At 47.2% G+C, this 25,048-nt stretch carries 22 protein-coding genes; 14 read left to right on the forward strand and 8 right to left on the reverse strand.

Annotation, left to right across the window (positions count from 1 at the left end):
* The coding region (locus tag GK108_RS18705; RefSeq protein WP_170305408.1) for an ATP-binding protein at positions 1-1,372 on the reverse strand (1,372 nt) is incomplete at its 3' end.
* A 141-nt stretch (positions 1,373-1,513) separates the two neighbouring features.
* On the opposite strand from GK108_RS18705, the gene GK108_RS18710 reads away from it, so the two are divergent.
* Positions 1,514-2,980, forward strand: a complete 1,467-nt coding sequence (locus GK108_RS18710) for an amidohydrolase (protein ID WP_163951894.1) — start codon at positions 1,514-1,516, stop codon at positions 2,978-2,980.
* A gap of 80 nt (positions 2,981-3,060) precedes the next feature.
* On the opposite strand, the gene GK108_RS18715 is transcribed toward GK108_RS18710, so the two are convergent.
* Positions 3,061-3,435, reverse strand: a complete 375-nt coding sequence (locus tag GK108_RS18715; protein ID WP_163951895.1) for an endonuclease domain-containing protein — start codon at positions 3,433-3,435, stop codon at positions 3,061-3,063.
* Positions 3,436-3,697: 262 nt separating this feature from the next.
* On the opposite strand from GK108_RS18715, the gene aspS reads away from it, so the two are divergent.
* Positions 3,698-5,482 carry an aspartate--tRNA ligase gene (gene aspS / locus GK108_RS18720; protein WP_163951897.1) on the forward strand — a complete coding sequence of 595 codons (1,785 nt, stop codon included), beginning with the start codon at positions 3,698-3,700 and terminating at the stop codon, positions 5,480-5,482.
* 94 nt (positions 5,483-5,576) lie between these two features.
* Here aspS and GK108_RS18725 read toward each other — a convergent pair whose 3' ends face one another.
* On the reverse strand, positions 5,577-7,055 hold the full coding sequence (locus tag GK108_RS18725; RefSeq protein WP_246224982.1) for a sulfatase family protein: 1,479 nt from the start codon (positions 7,053-7,055) through the stop codon (positions 5,577-5,579).
* A gap of 334 nt (positions 7,056-7,389) precedes the next feature.
* Between GK108_RS18725 and GK108_RS18730 the strand changes: the two genes are divergently transcribed.
* The 8 genes from GK108_RS18730 (at position 7,390) to GK108_RS18765 (ending at position 18,263) form a co-directional block, all read left to right on the forward strand.
* Positions 7,390-9,888, forward strand: a complete 2,499-nt coding sequence (locus GK108_RS18730) for a CotH kinase family protein (RefSeq protein WP_163951901.1) — start codon at positions 7,390-7,392, stop codon at positions 9,886-9,888.
* Between the two features lie 242 nt (positions 9,889-10,130).
* Positions 10,131-13,106: a sialate O-acetylesterase gene (locus GK108_RS18735; RefSeq protein ID WP_163951903.1), complete on the forward strand. Its 2,976-nt coding sequence runs from the start codon at positions 10,131-10,133 to the stop codon at positions 13,104-13,106.
* A gap of 271 nt (positions 13,107-13,377) precedes the next feature.
* The gene (moeB, locus tag GK108_RS18740) at positions 13,378-14,514 is read left to right on the forward strand and encodes a molybdopterin-synthase adenylyltransferase MoeB (protein WP_163951905.1); all 1,137 of its coding nucleotides are present in this window, start codon (positions 13,378-13,380) and stop codon (positions 14,512-14,514) included.
* Positions 14,515-14,682: 168 nt separating this feature from the next.
* Positions 14,683-15,036 carry an aspartate 1-decarboxylase gene (gene panD, locus GK108_RS18745; RefSeq protein WP_163951908.1) on the forward strand — a complete coding sequence of 118 codons (354 nt, stop codon included), beginning with the start codon at positions 14,683-14,685 and terminating at the stop codon, positions 15,034-15,036.
* A 107-nt stretch (positions 15,037-15,143) separates the two neighbouring features.
* Positions 15,144-16,196, forward strand: coding sequence for a lysylphosphatidylglycerol synthase transmembrane domain-containing protein (locus GK108_RS18750; RefSeq protein WP_163951910.1), 1,053 nt, complete (start codon positions 15,144-15,146; stop codon positions 16,194-16,196).
* Positions 16,197-16,216: 20 nt separating this feature from the next.
* The gene (gene rfaE2 / locus GK108_RS18755; RefSeq protein WP_163951912.1) at positions 16,217-16,696 is read left to right on the forward strand and encodes a D-glycero-beta-D-manno-heptose 1-phosphate adenylyltransferase; all 480 of its coding nucleotides are present in this window, start codon (positions 16,217-16,219) and stop codon (positions 16,694-16,696) included.
* 257 nt (positions 16,697-16,953) lie between these two features.
* Entirely contained in the window at positions 16,954-17,370 is a 417-nt protein-coding gene (locus GK108_RS18760) for a DUF2147 domain-containing protein (protein WP_163951914.1), read from the forward strand.
* Between the two features lie 227 nt (positions 17,371-17,597).
* Positions 17,598-18,263 carry a zinc metallopeptidase gene (locus GK108_RS18765; protein WP_163952282.1) on the forward strand — a complete coding sequence of 222 codons (666 nt, stop codon included), beginning with the start codon at positions 17,598-17,600 and terminating at the stop codon, positions 18,261-18,263.
* Between the two features lie 72 nt (positions 18,264-18,335).
* Here the strand turns inward: GK108_RS18765 and GK108_RS18770 are convergent, their stop codons facing one another.
* Positions 18,336-18,737, reverse strand: coding sequence for a phage holin family protein (locus GK108_RS18770; RefSeq protein ID WP_163951916.1), 402 nt, complete (start codon positions 18,735-18,737; stop codon positions 18,336-18,338).
* Between the two features lie 173 nt (positions 18,738-18,910).
* Between GK108_RS18770 and GK108_RS18775 the strand changes: the two genes are divergently transcribed.
* Positions 18,911-19,480, forward strand: coding sequence for a GNAT family N-acetyltransferase (locus GK108_RS18775; RefSeq protein WP_163951918.1), 570 nt, complete (start codon positions 18,911-18,913; stop codon positions 19,478-19,480).
* Here GK108_RS18775 and msrB read toward each other — a convergent pair.
* The 4 genes from msrB to GK108_RS18795 all read right to left on the reverse strand — a co-directional run bounded on the left by msrB (position 19,474) and on the right by GK108_RS18795 (position 22,319).
* Positions 19,474-19,959: a peptide-methionine (R)-S-oxide reductase MsrB gene (msrB, locus tag GK108_RS18780; RefSeq protein ID WP_246224986.1), complete on the reverse strand. Its 486-nt coding sequence runs from the start codon at positions 19,957-19,959 to the stop codon at positions 19,474-19,476. The two genes, GK108_RS18775 and msrB, sit on opposite strands and share 7 nt — an antisense overlap.
* 55 nt (positions 19,960-20,014) lie before the next feature.
* Positions 20,015-20,677: a peptide-methionine (S)-S-oxide reductase MsrA gene (gene msrA / locus GK108_RS18785; RefSeq protein WP_246224988.1), complete on the reverse strand. Its 663-nt coding sequence runs from the start codon at positions 20,675-20,677 to the stop codon at positions 20,015-20,017.
* Between the two features lie 190 nt (positions 20,678-20,867).
* Positions 20,868-21,776 (reverse strand): LEA type 2 family protein, encoded by a 909-nt coding sequence (locus tag GK108_RS18790; protein WP_163951922.1) that lies wholly within the window; start codon positions 21,774-21,776, stop codon positions 20,868-20,870.
* A gap of 360 nt (positions 21,777-22,136) precedes the next feature.
* The gene (locus tag GK108_RS18795) at positions 22,137-22,319 is read right to left on the reverse strand and encodes a hypothetical protein (RefSeq protein WP_163951924.1); all 183 of its coding nucleotides are present in this window, start codon (positions 22,317-22,319) and stop codon (positions 22,137-22,139) included.
* A gap of 154 nt (positions 22,320-22,473) precedes the next feature.
* On the opposite strand from GK108_RS18795, the gene GK108_RS18800 reads away from it, so the two are divergent.
* The 3 genes from GK108_RS18800 (at position 22,474) to GK108_RS18810 (ending at position 25,034) form a co-directional block, all read left to right on the forward strand.
* Positions 22,474-23,232, forward strand: coding sequence for a hypothetical protein (locus GK108_RS18800; RefSeq protein WP_163951926.1), 759 nt, complete (start codon positions 22,474-22,476; stop codon positions 23,230-23,232).
* Positions 23,233-23,361: 129 nt separating this feature from the next.
* Positions 23,362-24,513 (forward strand): zinc-dependent alcohol dehydrogenase, encoded by a 1,152-nt coding sequence (locus GK108_RS18805; protein WP_163951928.1) that lies wholly within the window; start codon positions 23,362-23,364, stop codon positions 24,511-24,513.
* An 11-nt stretch (positions 24,514-24,524) separates the two neighbouring features.
* Entirely contained in the window at positions 24,525-25,034 is a 510-nt protein-coding gene (locus tag GK108_RS18810) for a hypothetical protein (protein ID WP_163951930.1), read from the forward strand.
* Positions 25,035-25,048 lie beyond the last annotated feature (14 nt).

Genomic DNA, 25,048 nt, shown 5'->3' on the forward strand with positions numbered 1-25,048 from the left:
TCCAAGGGTAATGGGCAACTTCAAATAGGAAACCTCGAATGTATTCTCCCCAGACATATAGACCTTGTCCCTCATTGATAGCGTCAATACAAAGCAGTACCCGCGATCCAAGCGTTTCTCCATAACTGTTAAGCGTTGCTAGAAAGGTATCGCGATTGCACGATAAATGTAATTGACGTAGTATCTGTGTCCAAGGCTCATCTGTCGTTGTAAAGTGCTGACCTAATACAAGAACTGTTGGTAGATTTTCTTCTTTACGCTTTTGAGCAATATCAGCTAACAAATGTGATTTCCCCATCCCAGCATCGCCGGATAACAATATGGCGGGAGAATTTGCGGCTTGCACTTCTAAGCTATTGATGTACTCGCGATATTTATGAATGCTACTACTGACCTCACGAAATTTCTCAATATCCCATCCATAAGAATTAGAATATTCACTGTCATATTGTCCTGATGCTTTCTTCTTTTCCTTTGCGATTCTGTTCAATTCATAAAATCGGCTTATAATATCATTCACACAACTTAAAAGCTGATTGAACGCATCGATGATTACTTCCCGATTAACAATCGATAAACGATAAGGCCGGTTGATTTCCTCAAACTGATTCAGTAGAGTTAAATGTTGTTTAAATATATCTCCCAGCTCATTTACGCGTTGATCTTGAACATGCAGTTGATGGATGGCTTTATAAGCGGTAATCTTAAATTGATTAAACTCCTCAGACCAGCGGACTAAAAAGTGAGTATCTCGGGCTAAACCATGAAACACTTTGGCAATAGGTAATTGGAAATCGACTTCTGGGGTATATCGATTACCAAGATGACAAATACTTTCACCTAACCGACGAGTAAACCATTCTTCCGATAGTTCAGTCTCCTGAAACCAGAAACTAGACCGTCCCACATTGATAGGTCGACTTAAGCGGTCAAATAACTCATAGTTACCCCAGTATATAAAATCAACCGTACGGTTCGTGCGTTGAGCTAAGCCTTGCCATTTTTCCACTCGCTCATTCCACTTATCCATAAACCACCGCTGCTTATCAATTCGGGGGTCTTCACGGTCCAGTGGCGTGCAGATATAATAACGAATTAATTTAGGATGCTTATTTAGGACAGTTTCAATAGATTCATCTAATTGGCGCCATTGAGTTTCACTCATTGAAGTAAAAAACTTTGCTTGCCAGCCATATTCCTCGTCAGTTGACAAGGTACAGTAGGCTTCCTTTCCGCCATCCGGAGCGGCAACTCTAATAAATTGTACACGATTTCCAATTGGTTCAGAATCGGCCAATTGGCAAACCAACTCTTCAAATGCTTTCTTCTGATCGCCATCATAAGGGCGCAGTTTCAGCCATTGCGTATTCATAGTATTCAGCTAAACTCTCAAATAACTAAGCCAATATAATAAGTGGCTAACTCTAACCGAAATTGATTAAGAATAAGTGATAGATTTCTCTTTTTGCCGTATTTTTATCGGCTTACAACCTAATCGTCAGAATACAATACCATGAAAACTACATTTCTTACAACGGCACTTCTGTTGCCATTGCTAGCGGTAGCCCAACCCAAGGCAAAGAAAGCCGTTGCCCCCGCCGTAGACGCTGACAAAAAAACAATCATCTCGAATCTGGATAAACGATTCCCTGAATATGCCGGAATTTCGAAACAAATCTGGGATTTTGCCGAATTGGGTTACCTGGAAGAGAAAAGCTCAGCACTGCTGGAAGAACAGCTAAAGAAAGAGGGTTTTGAAGTGCAGACAGGCGTGGCGGGTATCCCAACGGCTTTCGTTGCTACGTATGGTTCGGGGAAACCGGTGATTGGGATTCTTGGCGAGTATGACGCCTTACCCGGTTTGGCTACGGAAGCAAAACCAGAATTTACACCTATCGCCGGACAGAAAGGCGGCCACGGATGCGGCCACAATCTATTCGGAACGGCGTCGGTGGCGGCCGCCGTTGAAGTGAAAGAATGGTTGAAGAAATCGGGGCATTCAGGCACTATTAAGATATTTGGCTGCCCAGCCGAAGAGGGCGGCTCGGCCAAGGTGTATATGGTTCGTGAAGGTTTGTTTAACGATGTCGACGTAGCACTACACTGGCATCCGGGAGCGGCCAACGCGGCCGATGCGGGCACGTCGCTGGCCAATAAAAATGCGAAATTCCGTTTCCGTGGAATTGCCGCTCACGCAGCGGCATCGCCGGAGCGTGGCCGCTCGGCGCTGGACGGCGTTGAAGCAATGAACATGATGGTCAACATGATGCGTGAGCATATTCCCTCCGATACCCGTATCCATTACGTTATTACGAAAGGTGGCGAAGCGCCGAATGTAGTGCCTGCTTTTGCTGAGGTATATTACTATGCCCGCCATCAGGACAGAGCCATCGTGCAAAGTGTCTGGAAACGGATCGAAAATGCGGCAGAAGGAGCCGCTAAAGGTACTGGCACAAAAGTAGAGTGGGAAGTTCTGGGTGGCGTTTATGATCTGTTGCCAAACGTAACGCTGGCCGAAGTGATGCACCAGAATCTGAAAACGGTAGGTGGTGTCAACTACACCCCTGAAGAAACGGCTTTTGCGAAGAAAATCAGCGAAACGTTCGACAGAAAAGTACCGATCGAAGATGCGGCCGTAGTCAAAGATTTCCGGGATGCATCGGGTAGTCCAACCAGCGGTGGCTCAACCGATGTAGGCGACGTAAGCTGGGCCGTTCCAACCGTGGGTTTATCGACCGCTACGTGGGTTCCGGGTTCATCGGCACACAGCTGGCAGTCAACAGCGGCTAGCGGCATGAGTATCGGTCAGAAAGGGATGATCGTAGCGGCTAAAACGCTGGCCATGACAGCGCTTGATCTGTATAAAACCCCGGCGCTCATTGAGAAGGCCCGCGTCGAATGGAATCAGAAACGCGGAGCCGATTTCAAATACGAAGCGCTGCTCGGCGACCGGAAGCCCGCTCTGGACTACCGGAAATAATACATAACCCCTAAATCCCCTAAAGGGGACTTTGCTCCCGAGCGAACAAAGTCCCCTTTAGGGGATTTAGGGGTTTCAGACTATTTTATATTTGACAGAAATTCAGCGATCTTTCTCAATACATTTTCTTTATTTCCTATAACTTCTTCATTTCGGAAACGAATTACAGTAAGGCCAAATTCTTCAAGTATATATGTGCGGTTAGCGTCATATTCCTGCTGATCGCTCGAATCATGCACACTTCCATCAAGTTCAACAACTAATTTGGCCGCGTGACAATAAAAATCAGCTATAAAGTATGAAATCGGATGTTGTGCTTTAAAGCGAAACCCTTTCAGCTTGTTAGTTCGCAGTTCTTCCCAAAGCAACAGCTCAGCAGGCGTCATCGCTTCCCGAAGTTTTTTAGCATTCTCAAACAGTTGAGAAGAGGCTCCATAAAACATATCACTTGCCATTTGCCTTGTTCTCTACAGCGTTAGTCTTAAAGACGTACTAAGTAGTTCTAGTCACCCCTAAATCCCCTAAAGGGAACTTTACTCGCCAGTTAATAAAGTCCCCTTTAGGGGATTTAAGGGTTAAGAGGCAATTGTATGTTGTAGAGATTACGTTGTCCATTGCTTCATAGTCCGTACCTTTGCGGCAGAATTCAAAGAATGGAGCCCGGTTACTATTAAATACAACAGCGTTTTCATTCTTTCACTCTTTCGCTCTTTACCTATGCTTCGAACGCATACCTGCGGAGAACTCCGCCTTTCTGATGTTAATAATACGGTCGTATTGACCGGCTGGGTCCAAACCATTCGCGATAAAGGTGGCGTACTGTGGATCGATCTGCGCGACCGCTATGGCATTACGCAATTGTTGCTCGAAGACGGTCAATCGTCGGCCGAGCTGTTCGCGACCGCACGTTCGCTGGGTCGCGAATTTGTTCTGAAAGCCTCCGGAACAGTTATTGAACGGAAGTCGAAGAATCCCAACTTACCAACTGGCGATATTGAGATCAAGGTTACGACTCTGGACGTTCTGAATCCAGCCAAACTTCCTCCGTTCCTGATTGACGACGAAACCGATGGCGGTGACGACCTTCGGATGAAATATCGCTACCTCGATCTGCGTCGAAATCCCGTTCGGCGGAATCTTGAATTGCGCCATCGAATGGCTCAGCAAACTCGCCTTTACATGGACGGGCAGAACTTTATTGAGGTTGAAACGCCGGTTCTGATCAAGTCTACCCCCGAAGGTGCCAGAGATTTTGTGGTTCCCAGCCGCATGAATCCGGGCGAATTTTATGCCCTGCCCCAATCGCCACAAACATTCAAGCAGTTATTGATGGTATCGGGTTTTGACCGTTACTATCAGATTGTCAAGTGTTTCCGCGACGAAGACCTTCGGGCCGACCGTCAGCCTGAGTTTACACAGATCGACTGCGAAATGTCGTTTGTGGAGCAGGAAGATATTCTAAACATGTTCGAAGGGTTGGTACGTCATCTGTTCAAAGCCGTGAAGGGTATCGATCTGGCCGAAGTTCCGCGGATGACGTACGCCGATGCCATGCGGCTCTATGGTTCCGATAAGCCCGATACTCGCTTTGGTATGCAATTCGTTGAACTAAAAGGCACGTTCGATACGGTCGATATGACATCGGGCAAAGGCTTCGGTGTGTTCGACTCCGCCGAAATCGTTGTCGGTATCAACGTGCCTGGCTGTGCTTCGTATACACGCAAACAACTTGACGAGCTAACCGACTGGATCAAACGCCCGCAAATCGGCGCCAAAGGCCTGATTTATGTTCGCTATAACGAAGATCGCGACGGCGAACCGGGTACATTAAAATCGTCGGTCGATAAATTCTATTCTGAAGAGGATCTGAAAGCATGGGCGGCTCATTTTGGTGCCAAACCCGGCGATCTGATGCTGATTATTTCGGGTGATGCCGCTAAAGCGCGCAAACAACTCAATGAATTACGGCTGGAGATGGGTAGCCGGTTGGGTCTACGCGATCCAAACGTATTCAGTACGTTGTGGGTACTCGACTTCCCATTACTGGAATATGGCGAAGAAGAACAACGCTGGTTTGCTATGCACCATCCGTTCACATCGCCCAAACCGGAAGATATTCCATTGCTGGAAAGCGATTTGGGTGCTGTTCGGGCGAATGCCTACGATCTGGTCATCAACGGTACAGAAGTGGGCGGTGGCTCAATCCGGATTTTTAACCGCGATTTGCAGGCTCGTATGTTCAGTATCCTGGGCTTCTCGGACGAAGAAGCGAAGGCTCAGTTCGGCTTCCTGATGGATGCTTTCGAATACGGCGCTCCTCCGCATGGTGGTATTGCATTCGGGTTCGACCGGTTGTGTTCTCTGTTTGGCGGGGCCGACTCGATCCGTGATTTTATTGCTTTCCCGAAAAACAACTCGGGTCGCGACGTAATGATTGATTCGCCATCGACAATTTCCGGCAAACAACTTGATGAGTTGAAAATCGCAACCCTAGCGAAATAAGTTGCCTGTAGCGCGGACCTCCGGTCCGCGTAGCCGTAGGCTGATTTTGCAACTAGCATTATTAGCCTACGGCTACGCGGACCAGAGGTCCACGCTACATAGCTACCCAAGGATCGCGGGTCTGCTGTTGAAATCGCTTTAGTTTTTCCTGCATCCGTTTCAACGTAGCCTGATGCGCTGGATTCGTAGCCAGGTTCTTTAGTTCGTCGGGGTCAGCCTGCAAATCGTACAGCTCAAATTTGGGTCGTTTCAGATAGGCCGCTACGCTACGTTTCCCGTACAATTTCTCTTTCCGTTTCAATACGTCCTGCCAGGTATACGAATTATAGAGATCAAGAGCCATCGGAAAAGGCAGTTGATGGGCTAGGTTGTTAATCAACTTATACCGACGTTCGCGCAAAACCCGCATCGGATAATACATGGTTATTTCGTGTAATGAATGTGATCCATACACATCATCCCACCCCGTTACGTTGTCTTGCTCAACAATGTTCTTGAATGAACGCCCCTGCCGTGCTATGTTGGAAACACCGGCAACATCCAGCAAGGTCGGCGTTACGTCTGTCCATGAGATCATGGCATGTTGCACAAACCCGCGCTTTGCTGGTTTCGGCAATTTAACAATACAGGGTAGTTTCATACCGGGCTCATACAGAGTTGTTTTAGCGCCCGGGAACGGTGCCCCATTGTCGGAAAGATAGATAATGATGGTATTGTCGTACTTTCCTGCATCTTTCAGATAGTCAATCAATCGGCCTACTCCCTGATCAATTCGGCTGATCGATTCGTAGTATTGAGCTAGCTCAGCCCGGCAGGCTTTGGAATCTGGCAGATAAGCCGGAACCCGAACGTCGCGGGGTTGATAGAAATGGTCGCCAACTTGCGGATAACCACCGGGTTTGTTGCCAAACAAATTAGGTTTCGTTCCATCAAAAATGGGATTTCCGTCGGCAGCAACGGTGTTACTACGGTGTGGATCATCAGACGCAAAATATAGAAAGAAGGGCTGGTCTGATTTTTCGTTAATGAAGTCATAGCATAAGCGTGCCATCTCTACGGGGCTCCGCCCGATCGATGTAGGGTTATTGACGCTCCCTGCCTGCAACACCTGCTGAAAATGATAGACTTTTTCAGGCGCTACGTGCAGCTTACCAATCCTCGCGGTGCGGTAACCAATCTGTTCGAGCATAACAGGCAACGACCTAACCGTGTCAAACGAGCTGAAATGGTGAATCTGATGTTCTAATCCATACATTCCATTTGCGTGATTATGTAATCCAGTCAGTAAGACCGAGCGACTAGGACTACAACTGGCCGACGTGCAGAATGCATTCGTAAAACGGGTTCCGTCGGCCGCTAACTGATCAATGTGTGGCGTCCTTACGGCTGCATTACCGTAGCAACCCACCGCTTCCTGCCCATGATCATCAGCAACAATTAGAACAATATTGGGCCGCGAATTGGCTTGTTGAACCAGTACGTCTTTTCGATGGATCTGATGGTCTGGCAATTCCGCAAAGCCATACAAGCTGATTACTAAGACGATCGAAAGGGCTCTTATCAGATAGCTCATATTTACCGATAGCATTATTAGCTACAAGTATAGTTTTTCTAAACGGCTTTCTTCCGTTCCTATCAGAAATGTGGCAAGAAGCAGGTTGCTCGACTGAAACGTAGAAGAACAGAGAGAAGCATTCGAAGCTCATCAAATGCAACCAAAAACAATGAATAATACCTAGATAATACCTATAGCTACCAAAAACCGAGATTATTTAATTCTTAGTAAAAAGCCACAGACCGGTTAATAACGCTACTTGCCTTCTAGTAAGTCAACTGTATATTTTGTAGATGCTTTTTTAACCAGACAATAACTGAACTAATGCAAACTATCCACATCCCCTCTGTTTATGAATCGACGTATACTGTACTGGTCGCTACAGGCTAGTTTTATCAGTTTACTAGTGTATTTTGGCCTGCAATCAGGTTGTGCACAAACCATCACGACGACCAATCTCCCCATTGTTCTCATTAATACGGAAGGTCAAACCATTAATGACGAACCAGGTATTGTCTGTACGCTGCAAATCATAGACGATTCGAGCGGCATTAATTCGCCATCGGCCACGCCCAATGCTTATAATGGTAAGGCTAAAATTGAATTTCGTGGCTGTAGCAGTCAGAATTTCCCCAAAAAACAGCTCGGCATAGAGCTTCGTTCGTCTATTGACGTTACCGAATCCATTGATGTTCCACTACTCGGCTTTCCAGAAGAAAGTGATTGGATACTGAATGCTTCTTATACCGACAAAACCTTTGCGCGTGATCAACTGGCCTATCATATGTCCAGAAAATCGGGGCGATATGCTTCCCGGACACGACCCGTGGAGGTTATTATCAATGGCGTCTATCAGGGAATTTTTATTTTTCAGGAAAAGATCAAACGAGACGCGAATCGGGTAAATATCAACAAATTAGACCCCACAGACCTGGGCAATAACTCCATTACGGGTGGATACATTGTTAAGATCGATAAATCATGCGGCAACTTCGATCCAACGCATCAGTGGCAATCGGCTTATTCGAGTCCCGGCGGCAATCGACCACACTACTGGCTGACCGACTACCCTAATGACAAAAATCTGGTTAGCCAGCAGTATACATATATCAAGAATTACGTCAACAGTTTTGAAACAATGATGGCCAGTAGCACCTGCTGCCATGCGACGAACGGCTACTCTAAATACATTATAGACGATACGTTTGTTGATTACTTTCTGTTGGAAGAAATTAGTAGTAATGCCGATGCGTATCGATTCAGTACGTTTATTTCGAAAGAGCGGGAAAGTAAGGGCGGCAAACTGTCGGCAGGTCCCGTCTGGGATTTTAACCTGGCCTTCGGTTTTCTGACTAGTGCCTTTAATGGCAATACGAATAGCTATGAAGGCTGGCGCTACCTGGCCCCCGGCGATCCTGCTTTCCCAGTACCTTTCTGGTGGGGAAAACTTTTGTCCTGTTGCGCTTATAATCACAAAGTGGTAAGCCGTTATCGGCAACTTCGCCAGACGGTCTGGCATACCGATTCGCTGATGGCTTTCATTGATAACCAGTATGATTCGCTTAGCCAGGGGGCTTACGCCCGTAATTTCCAGAAATGGCCCATTATTGGTGTGTCGCTATGGAATGATCAGCCATCCTATAATGGCGCTACGTTACAGGCAGAGGTCAATTATCTGAAAACCTGGCTTACCAACCGACTCAACTGGATGGATGCCAATATTGGCACTTTCATTCAGGAGCCACTAGCTACGTTAAGCGCAGGCAATAAGTCGGTCAACGTTGGCCAACCCGCTTCGCTTTCCATTTCATTCACGGGAAGTGGGCCCTGGTCCTATACCTTATCGTCGGGTCAATCAGGAACGGCCTCCACAAGTCCAGCCGTTATTACCGTATCGCCGACTCAAAGCACTACGTATACGATTCAGGGAGTCAGCAATAGCTGTGGCTCAGGAATTCAATCGGGCACTGTAATCGTGACGGTTTTACCCGACTCTGCCGATCTTTCTTTATCAATGGTAACAAACCGGCGAGTGGTCAATGTTGGAGATACTATTGATTTAACCCTGACGGTACGTAACGAAGGGCCCAAAATTTCCCGATCCATAGTAGCCCAGAATCGACTACCTGTAGGATTAACATTTCTGAACAGTTCATCTTCGGCCGTCACGGCTGCCGATGGCATTGTATCTATATCGACCGATAGCTTGCTGGTAGGCGACGAAATTTCCTACACCTATCAGGTACGTGTTGACAGTAGTGGGTGTTTTTGGAATGCCGCCCAGTTGCTAAGTGCCAGTACGCTTGACCCAGATAGTCAACCCGATAGCGGCACCGGCGACGGTCAGGACGATATGGCTACCACCGATATACGGGTAGGCAATGATGCGTCGATGCGTTTGTTCACGTCAGCGAACCCTAATCAAACGCCCCTACCGAACGTAGTAAGCAGCCAACCTATTCCTGATCCTAATAAAGTTGATTTAGGTCTGTCTGTTGTTTCGAGCCAATTAGTCCCTAAACCCAGTGATACGGTAATTTTCACCCTGATTGTCCAGAATAAAGGAGGTAAAACCGCAACTAATGTTTCGGTTCAGTTAGCGCTGCCTACGGGATGGCAAACCAACCCGGCCAGTGGCCTGCAAATTACCGGGCAAAACGCTACGTTGTTGATTAGCACAATTCCCTCACTGGGTAGTATCTCCACCGACGTAGCCATCCAGGTTTCCAATGAAGGGTTGTTACAAGGGCAGATTGTCAGTTGCAACGAAATCAACGCCGGTTCTGTACTGGGCAATGGTTTCAATAATGGCGAAAAAGACGAAGCCAATGTAGCGCTACGTATGCGTTAAAATAACCTATTCTATTCGTGTTTTGAGTGTAATAGGAACGATATTTGTGCGACATAAAGCACTGATTTATCGCAAAGCGTGCCAAAAACACAGCTTAAACGATAAATCAGTGCTTTTGTCATATATAAACCAATTATTATGCCAAACCCCATACATAACTAGATCATAATCAGCTAGTTCAACCTTCGCAACAACACTGTTTGCGAGTTTCATCCACTCCCCCTAAAACCACATCAATAACCATGTCCAGTTGCATTAGGACATTTGCTATTTTATTTCTACTCTGGTGGCCAGTGTTGGGTTTTTCTCAACTTACCGTTACCAGCCCCGTTCCCCGAATTGTTTATCAACGGAACCAACTGGATGTAGCCAATATAGTTGTTACAGGTCAGGCCCCATCAAACGCAACTAGTGTTGAGGCCCGTTTTGTACCCATGGCCGTAGGGCAGGGTGAAATCACGGCCTGGTTATCTTTATCGTTCTTACCGTCATCGACTACCTATCGAGGAACGATCACCGTCAAGAAAGGATACTACCGGCTGGATGTCAGAGCCAAAACCGGATCGACCATCCTGGCCGAAACCAAAGTTAATCGGGTCGGTGTAGGCGAAGTATTTATAATCGCGGGCCAATCGAATGCCTATGGGGGTTTTGAGCGAGTGCCTAACTCCCAGGAGGATCGGGTTTCGTGCCTCGATTTTCGTCAGACCATGATTGACGAATACCTGTTGCCCTTTCGATTTAGTAATGTTAGCTATGGCAGTAACATCGGTCCTAGTCAGCCCCCTCATCTTTGGGGGGTCTTAGGCGACCGGCTCGTCCGACGGTTGAACGCACCGGTTATGTTCCTGGGAGCTGCCCTGGGGGGAACATCAAGTGCCGAATGGCAACAATCGGCAGCGGGAAACCTTGGGAACACACTTAATTCGTCGGTTTACAGACGCCTGGGCCTTACATTAATGCACTATGCCTCGCGCACGGGCGTGCGGGCCGTTCTGTGGCATCAGGGAGAAAGTGACCTTTCGACCAGTACAGAAACCTATTTCAATAATATTCAGTACGTTATAAATAAATCGCGCCAGCAAACAGGTTTTAATCAGTTAGCCTGGATGGTTTCGCGGGCTTCGTACATACTGGGAAATACGAGTCCTCCCGTAATTGCCGCTCAGAACCAGCTTATTGCTCAGGTTCCCAATGTATTTGCCGGACCAGCCACTGATAGTATTGTTGGCTCTGCGAACCGCCCCGACAATATCCATTTGTACGGGGAAGGTCTCTATCGCTTTATCAACACCTGGGAGCAATGTCTAAATACTGCTTTCTTCGCCAATTCGGTTCCTTTTTCGCCAAACAACGAAGCGACTCTAATTACCAGTGGCTATACATTGCCTCTAACCCGACGACCTGGCGAAACAATTCAGGTTGCCTCGCTACGTTCCGACGCCCACGAAAATGATAACCAGTACGTTGCTCAAATTCTCCGCGCCGATAATAACCAGTTGGTTTATGAATCGCCGGCCACGAACAGCAATCCGATCATGGTTACGTTACCCGCCAATCTGCCCGATGGTCAGTATCGTATGCGAACGCGCTCAACCCATCCTATTACACTCGGAACCCTGGGCGAAGCATTTCAGGTACAACAGTCAGCCGCTTCTACCGGGCCACAATCAGCCACATTGCTGACCGTACAGGGCGGAACCGATGATCCTGTAATCCAACGGTTTGGCTACCGCTACGAAGCAGGCAGCCACGGTTTCTTTAGCATGGTTCGGGCCACGGCACCCGTTGAGATTCGTATACAACGTATCGATGGAGGCAGTTTTAGTGATTCAGGGTGGAATCTGGCGGGGCCCAAAGAACAATTTCCCGATTATTTAGAATTTGCCGATTTTAACTATATCAGAAATTATCCACCTGCTGCATTTGGTGTTGGCGGTGTTGCGCCGGGTCGTTATCGATTCTCGGTACGTCGGCAGGGCGATTCCGGAACTGGCTTGTGGTTCGACGTAACGCCCATCGACGGACGTAACATCTTGTACTATGCCATGGAACCAATCGGTACAGTTGCTCCTATCCTGACAGCTGACGGCTTACCGACACCCTGTGTTACGGGCACATTTCCAGTTTACATCAATATCAGCGAAGGCGCTGTCAATAACGGCAATACGTTTACGATTCAGTTGTCTGATCCCGCAGGCTCGTTTACTAGCCCAACAACCATCGGCAGCGGTAACAACAGCCCGGTAATGGCCACTATTCCAGCCAACTTACTGGCCAGCAATACGTATCGCATCCGAGCTATCGGCAGTAATCCGGCGGTGGTTGGTATGCCAAGCTCACCCTTAACGATTTGCAGTAGCCTGGCCGATTTGTCGATGGGCATGCAGGTTGACAATCGGGTGCCCACACTCAATCAAATTGTTTCAGTAACCCTTACCATAACCAACGACGGCCCGCAGCCAGCTACTGGTGTTCGAGCACAAAGCCTATTACCCCCTAATGTCGAATTCGTTGATTCGCCCAATCCGGGAATTACGGCAAGCGGGAATGCTGTAACACTCAACGCAGGTTCAATATCGGTTGGTCAGACAATACCCTACACGTTCCGCATGAAGGCTACCCAGGCGGGTACGTTTTTTACAGCCGCTCAAATCACCGAAAGCCAGCTCCAGGACCCAGACAGCCAACCCAACAGTGGCACCGGCGATGGTCAGGACGATGCCAGTATGGTTGATATGCGTACTCCCGATGCAGTAGGTCCGCTGGTGGTTTCTCCCAACCCTAACCAAACTCCGCTCCCACCGGTAGCATCTAGCCAACCCCCTGCCGACCCCACCAAAGCCGATCTTAGTTTAGACGTAACAGCCAGTCAATTAACTGTAGCAGCAAATGTTTCCCTAACACTAACTGTTACGGTCAAAAACCGAGGGGGCTTAACCGCTACCAATGCTGTTGTACGGCTACTACTGCCTGGGAGCTGGCAGGTAACGAACTCAAGTGGACTGACTATTAGTGGACAGCTCGTGTCAGCAACTATAAGTTCCATTGCGGTCGATGGTTCTGCCACTATCAATATACCGTTACAAGCGGGTACTGGGGGTACAGCACAGGTTCAAATCTTCAGTGTTAACCAACCCGACTCAGATTCTACACCGGGTAATGGCTATACCAACGGCGAGGACGATGAGGCTAGTATTAGCGTTAGAGCGCGCTGATTTTACAGGTAAGTTATATACTATTTCTGGCGCTTTCTGCGTATATTGATAGGCCTTTTAACACTAAAAGGCCTATTTTTTTATAGCTCAGAACATAAAGCGGATAAACTCTTTACTACCAATTCGTTGTCGAATTTGAAGGCCGATTTATGCTTATGTCAAAGGCGCACTACGTTTTCGGAGTAAAAGCTTTTAACTAGGCGCAATTTTAATCTATTAAAATCTGTTGGAATAAAGCATACTCTTTGGGAGTTGCTTAGCACCTGACACCATGGAAGCCACAACGTTAGTACCTACTGAAAAACAACGCTATCAGAAGCATTTAAACTTACCAGAAATCGGTACAGCCGGTCAATTAAAACTCAAGAATGCTCGTGTTTTGGTAGTTGGAGCGGGCGGATTGGGATGCCCCGTATTACAGTACCTGACAGCGGCTGGCGTTGGCACCATCGGCGTGATCGATCCTGACGTAATTGACCTTAGCAATCTTCAGCGTCAGATACTTTATAATACCGATGAGGTTGGTAAGCCCAAAGCCAAAGCCGCTGTTAACCATCTGAATCGGCTCAATCCCGATATTTCATTCGATACGTATACGATGGCGCTGGACATTAACAATGCCAGAGGTATTATCGAAGCCTATGACATCGTCGTTGACTGCACCGATAACTTTAAGGTTCGCTATCTGGTCAATGATGTATGTGTGTTCCTTAAAAAGCCCTTCGTTTACGGAGCAATCCATCGTTTTGAAGGACAGGTAGCTGTCCTGAACGCAGCGCTGGAAAATGGCCAGCGTGGGCCAACGTATCGTTGCCTATTTCCTGAATACCCCAACGATATAGAAATTCCAAACTGCAGCGTTACGGGCGTGCTGGGCGTGCTGCCTGGCGTTATCGGAACGTATCAGGCCAACGAAGTAATCAAACTAATTACGGGTATTGGGCAATCATTAAATGAACACTTGCTGATGATTGACCTTCTGGCGATGACCCAGCAACGTATCAAAACCAAACGTCGCGCCGATGCCGAAGAACTGGCCCGGCAAGGGTTAGCCTCGGGGTACCGCTCATCGACCGTAGCAGTAGGTCCACAAAAAATATCGGTGCAGGAATTGTCTGACCGGTTGGCTCTAGGCGAAGAAATATTCTTACTCGACGTTCGCGAACGGCCAGAATATGATCTGTGCCATCTCGAAGGCTCAGTACTGATTCCGGTCAGTATGATCCCCAATAATCGGAAACGAATTCCGACCGACCGACCAGTAGTTATCTATTGCCATCACGGCATTCGATCGGCCAACGTAGTCAATTACCTCTACGCTCAGGAAGGAATGACCAATCTGTATAACCTCGATGGCGGTATCGATGCATGGGCCCGAGACATTGAACCCGAAATGGCTACGTATTAATTAACGCCCTAGCCTTCGCTGACATAATGCCATGACCAACCGTTGTGGCATTACGTTTATCCCCCAACAGGCAGCCCACAAATAGGAACCAACACATACTGGCGGCTGTTTCCCGATTGCTATTGGCACGTATTACTTACTCTGGCTAATGGCATTATTTTAATAATCATGTTTGTCAACGTATTAAAATCCAAGCTCCATCGTGTCAAAGTCACACAGGCGGAGCTGAATTACGTCGGCAGTATTACCATCGACGAAGATCTGATGGATGCTGCCGGATTGTTCGAAAACGAGCAAGTACATATTGTCAACAATAACAACGGCGAGCGGCTCATTACGTACGTCATCAAAGGCGAACGAGGTTCAGGCATCATCTGCCTGAATGGAGCCGCAGCACGAAAAGCGCAGGTCGGCGACATTATCATCATCATCGCCTATGCCATGATGACGCCCGAAGAAGCAAAAACCTATAAACCTACCGTTGTTTTCCCCGACGGCAGTAATCAGCTTGTGAAGGTTTAACAGGTTGCCCGACCGCTGGATAGAAGGAAGGATGAAAAGGAGATAGAAATCAATACGGACTGATTCTCCTTTTCATCCTTCTTGTTTTTACTCCTTACTTTTGCAATATGAATGTAAAGAACGTTTTCCAATACGTTATTTCTCTGGCACTGGCTGGTGGCTTATTATGGTTTACTTTTCAGCAAAGCCATCTGGACCCCGATGATTTATGGAAAAAAATCAGCACGGCCGATTATCGATGGATACTACTATCGTCCGTCCTGACCCTGGTGGCCCACTGGAGCCGCGCCGAACGATGGCGTACGCTGCTGGAACCAGTCGTTCCCCAACGCCCGTCCTCACTCGATACAACAGTTAGCGTTTTGACCGGTTATCTGGCGAATATGGCTTTACCCCGAGCCGGCGAAGTGGCTCGTTGCGGTACTCTCTACCGACTGACCGGCGTACCCGTTAATGTTAGCTTTGGCACCGTAGTAGCAGAGCGACTATTCGACTTGCTGATGCTGCTACTGTTGCTGGCAGCTACGTTTGTACTGGAATTTAATCGCCTGAGCCAGTTTTTCATGGATTTTCTGGGTGGTAAGCTACCTAAAGGATCGAGTAGCTCTGGGCTAATCATCATGGCCGTTGTCGCCTTGTTAGGGGTTGCACTACTCGCCTGGTTTTTGTTTAATCGGTATCGCGAAGCCCTCGGCAAACACCCACTTTATCAAAAAGTATCTAGCTTTTTAGCGGGTTTATTGCAAGGGCTGTTGAGCGTTCGTAAACTACGTCGGCCGGGCGCTTTCATATTCCATACGGTGCTGATCTGGACGATGTATTACTTCATGTCCTATACGCTCTTTTTTGCCATGCCTGCTACGTCGGATCTAGGTCCGTTGGCCGGATTAACCATTCTGGTCGTTGGTTCACTAGGCATGGCAGCCCCCACGCCGGGCGGTATTGGCTCATTCCATTTACTGGTTGGTCAGGTTGCTTTGTTATACGGCCTAACCAGTCAGGATGGTCAGGTTCTCGCTACGTTCATTCATGGTGTGTCCACTATGATGGTTATTATTCTGGGCGTATTAAGCCTACTGGTTGTCTTGCTACGTCGCAATAAAACGACTGAACTGGCCGACGTACTTGACGACCCTAACGCGATTAAACTGGAGCGATAAATTACGCTCACTATTCTTACATGACTGAGTCCAAAATTCTCACCCGCGATCAGGCCATTCAACAGGCCGAGCGCTGGCATGCGGAAGGCAAGCAGCTTGTTTTTACCAACGGTTGCTTCGATATTGTCCACCTTGGGCATATCGATTATCTGGAAAAGGCCCGGAATTTAGGGGATCGCCTGATTCTTGGCCTTAATACCGATGCGTCGGTTAGTTGCATAAAAGGGCCGCTACGTCCGGTTGTCAATGAGTACGCACGAGCGCGTTTAATGGCTGCGCTTGAATTTGTCGATGCCGTTACACTGTTTGATGAGCCAACCCCGCTGGAGCTTATTGAAGCAGTCCAACCTGATATACTTGTTAAGGGAGACGATTATTCGGTCGCCAATATTGTAGGAGCCGATTTTGTGTTAGGACACGGAGGACGCGTAGAAACAATTTCGCTCGTACCGGGTTATTCTACTACAAAGCTTATTGAACGTATCAAGCAGAGCTTTTGAGATTACCACCATAAGTATTTTCCGTTAGTCCTGATTAAAATATACTTATAGACGACGGAAGCTATTTCACTATAAACTACTGACTAACAATAGACTGACTGACCCAATCAGTCAGTTTTTTTATACCACTTAATTTTTAATCTACCAAACGAGTAGAAGTTAACAAATATATTCCTTAGCTTTATTCCATAAGTTACTACTCACCGACCTATAACTGAATCGTTTTAGCTTGTAACACCTTGTAAACCAGAAGTATAATGCTTTTCTTAGTACGCCATAACTATCTGTGGGCACTAAGCTTTTTTCTTCTTTGCTTATGGCCCGTTTCAGGAAAATCGTCAACAGATTACACGGGTGATCTGATTTTAGGCTATTGGCTTTTCCCAGCGAAAGGATCGAGTGTAGAACTGTATAAATCGGGTGACCGCTATTTCGGCCGGATCGCTGATGTGGCCCCGATGGGAAAGCAGCAATTTGGTATTACTAAAAATCAGCTACTTATGTGCGACCTGGAATTCGACGGAGAAGGCTGGTCGGGTGGCAAGCTCATTCATCCAAAAACGGGGAATCGTTTCGATGTGGCTCTCAAAATGGTTGATTCAAAAACAATTCACGTCACCGTTTACAAAGGGTTTCGGTGGATAGGCAAAGATTTTGTCTTAACCAGAAAATAAATCTAATACGTAGCATTTTTTTATTGCGAGAACGCCAATGGCCTCCTGAAATCGTCGGGAGGCCATTGGCGTTTTTAGGAGCTAAGCGGCCTGTAGTCTTGATAAATGGTTCAGAATTTGGAGACATTTCTGAAAAACTATTGTTTACTATATGATGGGCTAGTAAGTTGCCCGTTACTAATACGTATAAACCTGACCAAAAAACGATGATTTCACCTTGGTTATTAATGCTCCTTATTTTCGGCCTCAGCGCGTTTGTAAGCTGGCGACTGCGAAGTAAGTTCAATGAATACTCACAGATTGGTTTAAGTAATGGCCTTAGTGGCGCTGAAATCGCTCAACGGATGCTACAGCAAAATGGCATCTATGATGTGCGCGTTGTGTCTACCGAAGGTGCGTTAACGGACCACTATAATCCACAGGATAAAACGGTTAACCTGAGTAACGATGTATATTATGGACGTAGCGTTGCGGCTGCCGCCGTTGCCGCTCACGAATGTGGGCACGCGGTACAGCACAAAATGGCGTATGGCCCTTTGCAGATGCGATCAGCTCTAGTGCCAATCCTGTCCGTATCGTCCCGGTACTTGCAGTGGGTTATCCTGCTGGGTATTTTCATGCTTCAGACTACACCTATTCCGCTGGCTATAGGGGTGGCTCTGTTTGCACTGACAACCTTGTTTAGCTTTATTACGCTCCCTGTTGAGTTCGACGCCAGCCGTCGGGCATTGGCCTGGATTCAAAATCAGGGCGTTGTTAATCAGCGGGAATATGGATTTGCAAAAGATGCTCTTTGGTGGGCTGCCATGACCTACGTAGTAGCCGCTTTAGGCTCGCTGGCTACGTTACTCTATTACGCCAGCATTCTGGCAGGTGGTCGCCGTAGTGACTAATCCTTCTTTATACATAACTAAAAAGTCCCGGTCGAAAAACGACCGGGACTTTTAGTTATAGCCTGTTTATGGTTATCCGATTCTCAACTTGGCTAAGCCGAGTAAAGCTTCGTATGTCGATTCGACCATTACCTCATTAGGTGCCGACCGATCAATTAACATACCAGCCACGGCCACGGCAAGGGCGATCACCAGAGCAGGCCAGAAGCCGACAATCGTAAAACTATCCATAAGCTTATCGATTAACTTAAGCAGAATGGCCGTTACGACGATACGGATAATTCCCGTCAGGAGGAAGAACGTGACCAGGTTAAGCGGAAACCGAATAATCCAGCCCACAAAGAAGTTAAGCAAGCCAAGCAATACGGCAATAAGCAGTGCAGTTCCGAAATTTTTCACATCGACTTGCGGCATGATGTAAGCCAGTCCAAAAATCACAGCTGCGTCTACCAGTAAGTGTAGTATAAGATTCATACAGAAACGTTTGAATGGTTTTTGAGAAAACTGATTATAAACCAGGTTGTTTGGCGAAGATATAATTACTTTTGAACGAATAGTAGCTTAATGCTATAGCTCTGCGAAAGAACCACCTGGCAAAACGAAATAGATAGCACTATAAAGTCATCTGTTTCAACGCGATACATACGATGGAGTCATTTCCTCAACTAGAAACCGAACGGCTCATTCTATCGCAGTTGCGGGCCAGCGATATTCCAGCCATTGTCGACTACGCCAATCACAAACGTATTGCTGACTACACGCTCAATATTCCCTATCCTTATTCGGAGAACGACGCTATTTACTGGCTTAATCAGGCGCATCAGGGTTTTCGGAACAACACGTTGTTTGTCTTTGCAATCCGGCAAAAGTCCGATCAGTCCTTTATGGGCGGCATTGGCTTACATATTGAGCAACGATTTAATCGGGCTGAGATTGGCTACTGGCTTGCAGAACCATTCTGGAATCAGGGCTACATGACAGAAGCCGCAACAACCCTTATTGAATTCGGCTTTAACCAGCTCCATTTACATAAAATTACCTCCTCCCATTTTACACAAAATCCCGCTTCTGGTCAGGTTTTGATCAAAAGCGGGATGCATAAGGAGGGTGAGTTAAAAGAGCACGTTCGAAAAGGCGCTGCCTATCATACCCTGCTTGTATATGGATTGACCCGAAGCGATTATGAACAGGCTTCGGGCCGGAGAAACGATCAATGACTATGCGAATCGGGTTCGAATTCCAGTGAAATCGAATTCATACAAAACCGCTTGTAGGTTGGCGCGGGACCATCGTCAAATATATGCCCTAAATGCGAATCGCAACGGCCACAGAGCACTTCAGTACGTCGCATTCCATAGGAATTGTCGGCCCGGTAAATGACTCGATTTTTGCCAATCGGCTCAAAGAAACTCGGCCAGCCGCAGCTACTGGCAAACTTGGCATCTGACTTAAAAAGAACATTACCACACACAGCACAGTAGTACGTTCCTTTTGTGTCGCTATTCCAGTATTTACCGGTAAAAGCCCGTTCAGTGGCTTGCTCTCTAGCCACGGCATATAAATCGGGGGAGAGTATTTTTTTCCACTCTTCGTTGGAAACAGTCAGATGATGCGTGTCGGTATGAGAATAATAGGGATTGTTTTTATGATTCTCGTCCGACTGACGATCCTGAGAAAACGCGTTGAAAGTTGACATAATCAGCAATAAGAATAACGTGAGTTTACCTGGCATGGGTTAAACGGATAGGGTACTACTTAAGTTTGTCGTGGAAGACCTTTTTGAATTTGGCCAATTCGGGCTGTATCACAATCTGGCAGTAAGGCTGGCCCTGATTCTGATTGTAATAATCCTGGTGATAATCTTCTGCTTTATAGAAAATCGTGTAGGGGTTCACCTGAGTTACAATCTTGCTTTTGTACGCCTTTTCGGTATTTAACTTCGTGATGTAATAGTTGGCTTTCTGCTTCTGCGACGCGTTATGATAGAAAATAGCGGACCGATACTGCGTTCCTACGTCGTTGCCCTGACGATTAAGTTGGGTAGGATCATGCGCCGTAAAAAAGGCAGCCAATAAATCGTCATAGCTAATCTGGGCTGGATCATAAACGATAGTACAGGCTTCGGCATGACCCGTTTCACCTGTGCAAACCTGCTTATACGTAGGGTTTGCTACGTGTCCGCCTATGTAGCCCGAAACTACTTTCTTTACGCCCTTCAACTGTTGAAACTTAGCCTCCGTACACCAGAAACAGCCGGTTGCGAACGTAGCCGTATCCAGACGGGCAGCGAACGTAACGGTGTTTACTGTATTTAACTTATTTGTTTGTTTACGGACACCAGCATTCAGCGTAAATGCGAACAGAGCATACGTAGCAACTAGCCACATGGGCAACCAAACAACATTTTTTTTCATGGGTTTCAGCAACGTCCTTACTTTTTGAATGAGCTATTGAACAGTAAACAGCCCTACGTAACAACGTTAAAAACCCATTTTTTGTGCCATTTGGTACAATTTACGAACGTAGCAGAACAGATAGAATAAAGAGACCTGCCCCACTTTATTCTACTACGTACCGGGAATCAATATGCCTGACACCGGTCGGTTAGTCGCGCTTCAGATCGGCGAGTGTGCCCTTTATCAATGCCTTCATTTTACTATTGCTAAGCATTGGATTATCATCTTTGGTGATGATTTTGCACCGGAACGTAACCAGAAAAGGAGTATCTTTTTTGTCGAACAGCATCTTAGGCAGTAACCCAATCGATTGACCCGGTTTTACCGTTACCGGAAACACGACAGGAGTTGTCCCCTGCTTTTTAATGATGATTGGGTCAGTCTGCTCCCCCTCCGCAATTTCTTTACCATCAATAGCCACAGTATAGTGCGCATCGGTGAACTGAAAAGGGAAGTTATTCTTATTCGTTACGTTCACCTTGGTTGCTACGTCGGTTTTCTTTAGCCCCAGCTTACCAAAATCAATATCATCAATCTCAATCTTAGGCAGATAAACGGTAGGCATCCTACGGGTAATGGTTTGGGTAAACGTGCGTTCCCCTACGATAGGAACATCCAGATCGAAGCGGCAGCGAACGGTATAATTGGTACTATCAATATCCTTCCGATCCAGCGTATTTAAAACAGTCAATAGTTTCTTATTGATCACACGAACCGGTAAGGTCACCAACGTACTATCGCCTGACTCTACCGTAATGGGTTTCTCGTACGCGTCTTCGACAACGGGGGTATTGGCAATGAGAACTGTATAACTTAATCGTCGGGCCTGGAAACCGATTGGCAATGGATTATCGACCAAAAGTTTCACATTCATGGTAGTCTGGTCGTCGTCAATTTCCGTAATCTCCATAGTCGTCATTTCCAGACGAGGTTTTAATGTATTGTCGTAAGGACCATCTTCAGAGGCAGCCTCATTTTTTAAACGACTATACCATATATAAGCGCCAGCAATGCCCAGTAGCAAGAGTACGATGGCAACAATCCATCCCTTTTTCATAATGATGAGTATGATAAATACTATTTCGGACCAACATAGGCCTACGGCCCTTCATAGAACGAAATAGATTTGATTACAACTAATTGGCAAGCCACTCCGGTAAACAGGGCGGGGTTCAGCAGATAAGGAACTGTGAGCGTTTAGATTCGCAGCAACCTCTATTATAACCGTAGAACAGCTGCCATCGATTTTGTTTTCATAACCTAGGTTGAGCACATTGTTAAACAGACATTTATTAATTCAGCCAACGCCCAGTTTATGATGATTGTTTGTATAACCTACCGAAGTAATCATTCGTGGTGATTTCCTGGCCGTTTCCTTACTTTCGGAAGTCTGTTTTCCAATCCAGGACTCATTATTTCAGCCACCAATACGTAGTGTACCGGCGTAGAAAGTCATGGAAAAGGCAATACTCCACGAATTCTGATAGAGCTTCAATACCCAGCCTCCTATTTTGTGTGCAGACCGGAGAGTCCAAGTCCCCGCACGACTAGGCAACGGTCGACGAACTACCTTCTCTGATTCCTTGACCAACAAGTCCATTTTTCTAGGAAAATGCACACAAAGCAGAATCAGCCTACCCGTTAGCTTACTACCGGAACCGTTTCCTCACTCCTAAGGTGTTTGTTCAGGCTGTTAGTCAATAGCTGATAGTTTGTTATAAGACAGTATCCAATCTTTTCACAAATGATTAGCGATGAAACAACTGAACTCCTTATTACTTATTCTGGGCTTACTGGGCTGTTCGGGTCAGTCAAGCGACAGCTCCGACACGGGTAATAATAATCAGTCGGGCGACGGTAGCATTGCCCGCCGGGTTAGTGGTACATGGTTACTCAGTACAGATTATCATTATCAGGATCGGTGCAACTACATGCCCGAAGAGTTTGTACGGAACTTGTTCAAGTTGGGCGAGAACGTAGAATTAGCCAAACACAGCGATCTGAATAGCTGTGAATTCCGTTGGGGATCTAACCATATAGGCTTTCATCTGGAAAGCGAAAAACCGTTCGAATCCACCTACCAGTCGGAATATCATTTCAACAAACTCTTTGAACCCGAAGCGAACAAAAGCGCAGATAGCAGTGAACCTAAACCGACACTCTTCGGCCCTGCTCCACAAGGTACTGGCTCCGAATCGCCTGCCGACAATACTGCTTCTACTACCGAGGAAGATTCTATCCGTGGAGCCGACCCCAAAGCCCCACTCGAAGGTATTACGCATCCCACTCCTCCATTAGCCACTCCCGCTCAGAACACGGCGACTGGGGTAGCAGTCAATGGTGTAGGCGATAAAGCCATCTGGGAGCCCGGCAAAAAGACGTTACACGTATTGTATATAAATCATGTCTTCAGCGTATCGGCTCAAATGCCGGGAGATCCGGCTAACCTCAAACAGGGCTGTATTTCTCTGGCCAAACTAGTGGTCGACTCCCTCCATGACCCTACCGACTAGCCAACTCCTATAAACAGACTAAAACCTTCCTCTTCTATAATCTCTCCGTATAGCCAAATGCGCTGCATATGGCGCCCATAGTGCCAATCAAGTTCAATAAATCTATCATAAATCCATTTAGAGCAACCTATGCTAGCGATGAATTATCGGGGCCCTCGACGGGTTAGAATCGACTCTAAACCCTACCCCGAAATAAAACACCCCGAAGATGCTATTGTGCGGGTTACACGGTCATGTATTTGTGGTTCCGATCTGCATTTGTACAATGGCAACGTACCGGATACCCGAGTCGGCTCCACGTTCGGCCACGAATTTGTAGGCGTAGTGGAAGAGATTGGTTCAGACGTAGAAAAACTGAAAGTAGGCGACAACGTACTGGTTCCCTTCAACATCGCCTGTGGCAAATGTTCGTTTTGTCAGCAGGGCTTGTATGGCAATTGCCACGAATCCAACCCGCAGGCAACGGCGGTTGGCGGCATTTTTGGCTACTCGCACACAGCCGGTGGCTTTGATGGTGGTCAGGCCGAATACGTACGAGTACCGTACGCCAATTTTGGCCCAACGGTTATCCCGCCAGGTATGGACCCCGACGACGCCGTTCTTCTAACCGACGTAGTACCAACCGGCTATCAGGCCGCTGAAATGGCCGGAATTCAGCCTGGCGATACAGTTGTTGTGTTTGGAGCGGGGCCAGTTGGCATCATGGCGGCCCGGTGTTCCTGGCTGTTTGGCGCAGGCCGGGTTATCGTTATTGATCAGGTCGACTATCGGCTGGAGTTTGTCCGAAATTATGCACCCTGCGAAGCTTATAATTTTAAGGGGATGGACGATCCGGTGGTCTTCATCAAGAAAATAACGGACTGGATTGGTGCCGATGTTTGTATTGATGCGGTCGGCGCCGAAGCCGCTGGCAGCGCTCTTCAAACCATTACTGGCCGAAAATTATTGATTCAGGCAGGTTCAGCCACAGCGCTGCACTGGGCAATCAATTCCGTCAGAAAGGGCGGTGTTGTTTCCATTGTGGGGGTGTATGGCCCAACCGATAACCTGGTTCCTATTGGCAACGTAGTAAACAAGGGAATTACTATCCGGGCCAATCAGGCTTCGGTAAAACGACTGCTTCCCCGACTGATCGATCACGTTCAAAATGGCATTTTAAATCCCAAAGCGCTGATTACTCACCGCGTGCCGCTGGAAGACGTAGCGGATGCCTATAACATCTTCTCGAACAAACTAGACAACTGCATTAAACCGGTTCTGATTCCGTCGACCAGAAGCTAAACGAACGTATCATGGAAGCACAAGCAAAAGACTATTCTCATATTCTGGGTTGGGGCATCGATGCGGACCCTAAAAACGACCCCACCTACCCCATCAAGCAACGTAACGGCAACCTAACCGACCCTAAGGGGTACACCTGGGATCGGCCCGTCCAGCAACCCGTCGACGTAGAAATACTGCATTCAAAAGAACGACCGAATGTAAGTGCCGTGTTTGGTACGTCGGTACCACCATCAGGACTTAGCGGACAAATTCGACGGTTTGCTTTCCGGTTTAGCGAGTCGGAATACGGTCATTGGCTCCCCTTGCTGGTTGCCGACCGAGTTAACGTAGTGGAAGGCATTATCGATGATTTCAGGCAGGGACGCGTGCCAAATATTCTCGCTGAAAAGGGAATGAGTGCCGACTGGAAATACAATCGAAAAGGCCTGCTTCAGCAAGCAATTATCGGAGCCGTTGTGGCAACTGCCGTTATTACGTTCCTGTCCAGAGATAAACGTCCGACAAAACGAGCGTACTAAACTCTTTATGAATC

Origin of the sequence: Spirosoma terrae (genome assembly GCF_010435915.1) — a bacterium.
GTDB lineage: Bacteria > Bacteroidota > Bacteroidia > Cytophagales > Spirosomataceae > Spirosoma > Spirosoma terrae.

Excerpts from the sequence above, each read along its gene's own strand:
- GK108_RS18710 (WP_163951894.1), top strand. The coding sequence starts at position 1,514 with ATGAAAACTACATTTCTTACAACGGCACTTCTGTTGCCATTGCTAGCG.
- GK108_RS18715 (WP_163951895.1), bottom strand. The coding sequence starts at position 3,435 with ATGGCAAGTGATATGTTTTATGGAGCCTCTTCTCAACTGTTTGAGAAT.
- aspS (WP_163951897.1), top strand. The coding sequence starts at position 3,698 with ATGCTTCGAACGCATACCTGCGGAGAACTCCGCCTTTCTGATGTTAAT.
- GK108_RS18725 (WP_246224982.1), bottom strand. The coding sequence starts at position 7,055 with ATGAGCTATCTGATAAGAGCCCTTTCGATCGTCTTAGTAATCAGCTTG.
- GK108_RS18730 (WP_163951901.1), top strand. The coding sequence starts at position 7,390 with ATGAATCGACGTATACTGTACTGGTCGCTACAGGCTAGTTTTATCAGT.
- GK108_RS18735 (WP_163951903.1), top strand. The coding sequence starts at position 10,131 with ATGTCCAGTTGCATTAGGACATTTGCTATTTTATTTCTACTCTGGTGG.
- moeB (WP_163951905.1), top strand. The coding sequence starts at position 13,378 with ATGGAAGCCACAACGTTAGTACCTACTGAAAAACAACGCTATCAGAAG.
- panD (WP_163951908.1), top strand. The coding sequence starts at position 14,683 with ATGTTTGTCAACGTATTAAAATCCAAGCTCCATCGTGTCAAAGTCACA.
- GK108_RS18750 (WP_163951910.1), top strand. The coding sequence starts at position 15,144 with ATGAATGTAAAGAACGTTTTCCAATACGTTATTTCTCTGGCACTGGCT.
- rfaE2 (WP_163951912.1), top strand. The coding sequence starts at position 16,217 with ATGACTGAGTCCAAAATTCTCACCCGCGATCAGGCCATTCAACAGGCC.
- GK108_RS18760 (WP_163951914.1), top strand. The coding sequence starts at position 16,954 with ATGCTTTTCTTAGTACGCCATAACTATCTGTGGGCACTAAGCTTTTTT.
- GK108_RS18765 (WP_163952282.1), top strand. The coding sequence starts at position 17,598 with ATGCTCCTTATTTTCGGCCTCAGCGCGTTTGTAAGCTGGCGACTGCGA.
- GK108_RS18770 (WP_163951916.1), bottom strand. The coding sequence starts at position 18,737 with ATGAATCTTATACTACACTTACTGGTAGACGCAGCTGTGATTTTTGGA.
- GK108_RS18775 (WP_163951918.1), top strand. The coding sequence starts at position 18,911 with ATGGAGTCATTTCCTCAACTAGAAACCGAACGGCTCATTCTATCGCAG.
- msrB (WP_246224986.1), bottom strand. The coding sequence starts at position 19,959 with ATGTCAACTTTCAACGCGTTTTCTCAGGATCGTCAGTCGGACGAGAAT.
- msrA (WP_246224988.1), bottom strand. The coding sequence starts at position 20,677 with ATGAAAAAAAATGTTGTTTGGTTGCCCATGTGGCTAGTTGCTACGTAT.
- GK108_RS18790 (WP_163951922.1), bottom strand. The coding sequence starts at position 21,776 with ATGAAAAAGGGATGGATTGTTGCCATCGTACTCTTGCTACTGGGCATT.
- GK108_RS18795 (WP_163951924.1), bottom strand. The coding sequence starts at position 22,319 with ATGGACTTGTTGGTCAAGGAATCAGAGAAGGTAGTTCGTCGACCGTTG.
- GK108_RS18800 (WP_163951926.1), top strand. The coding sequence starts at position 22,474 with ATGAAACAACTGAACTCCTTATTACTTATTCTGGGCTTACTGGGCTGT.
- GK108_RS18805 (WP_163951928.1), top strand. The coding sequence starts at position 23,362 with ATGCTAGCGATGAATTATCGGGGCCCTCGACGGGTTAGAATCGACTCT.
- GK108_RS18810 (WP_163951930.1), top strand. The coding sequence starts at position 24,525 with ATGGAAGCACAAGCAAAAGACTATTCTCATATTCTGGGTTGGGGCATC.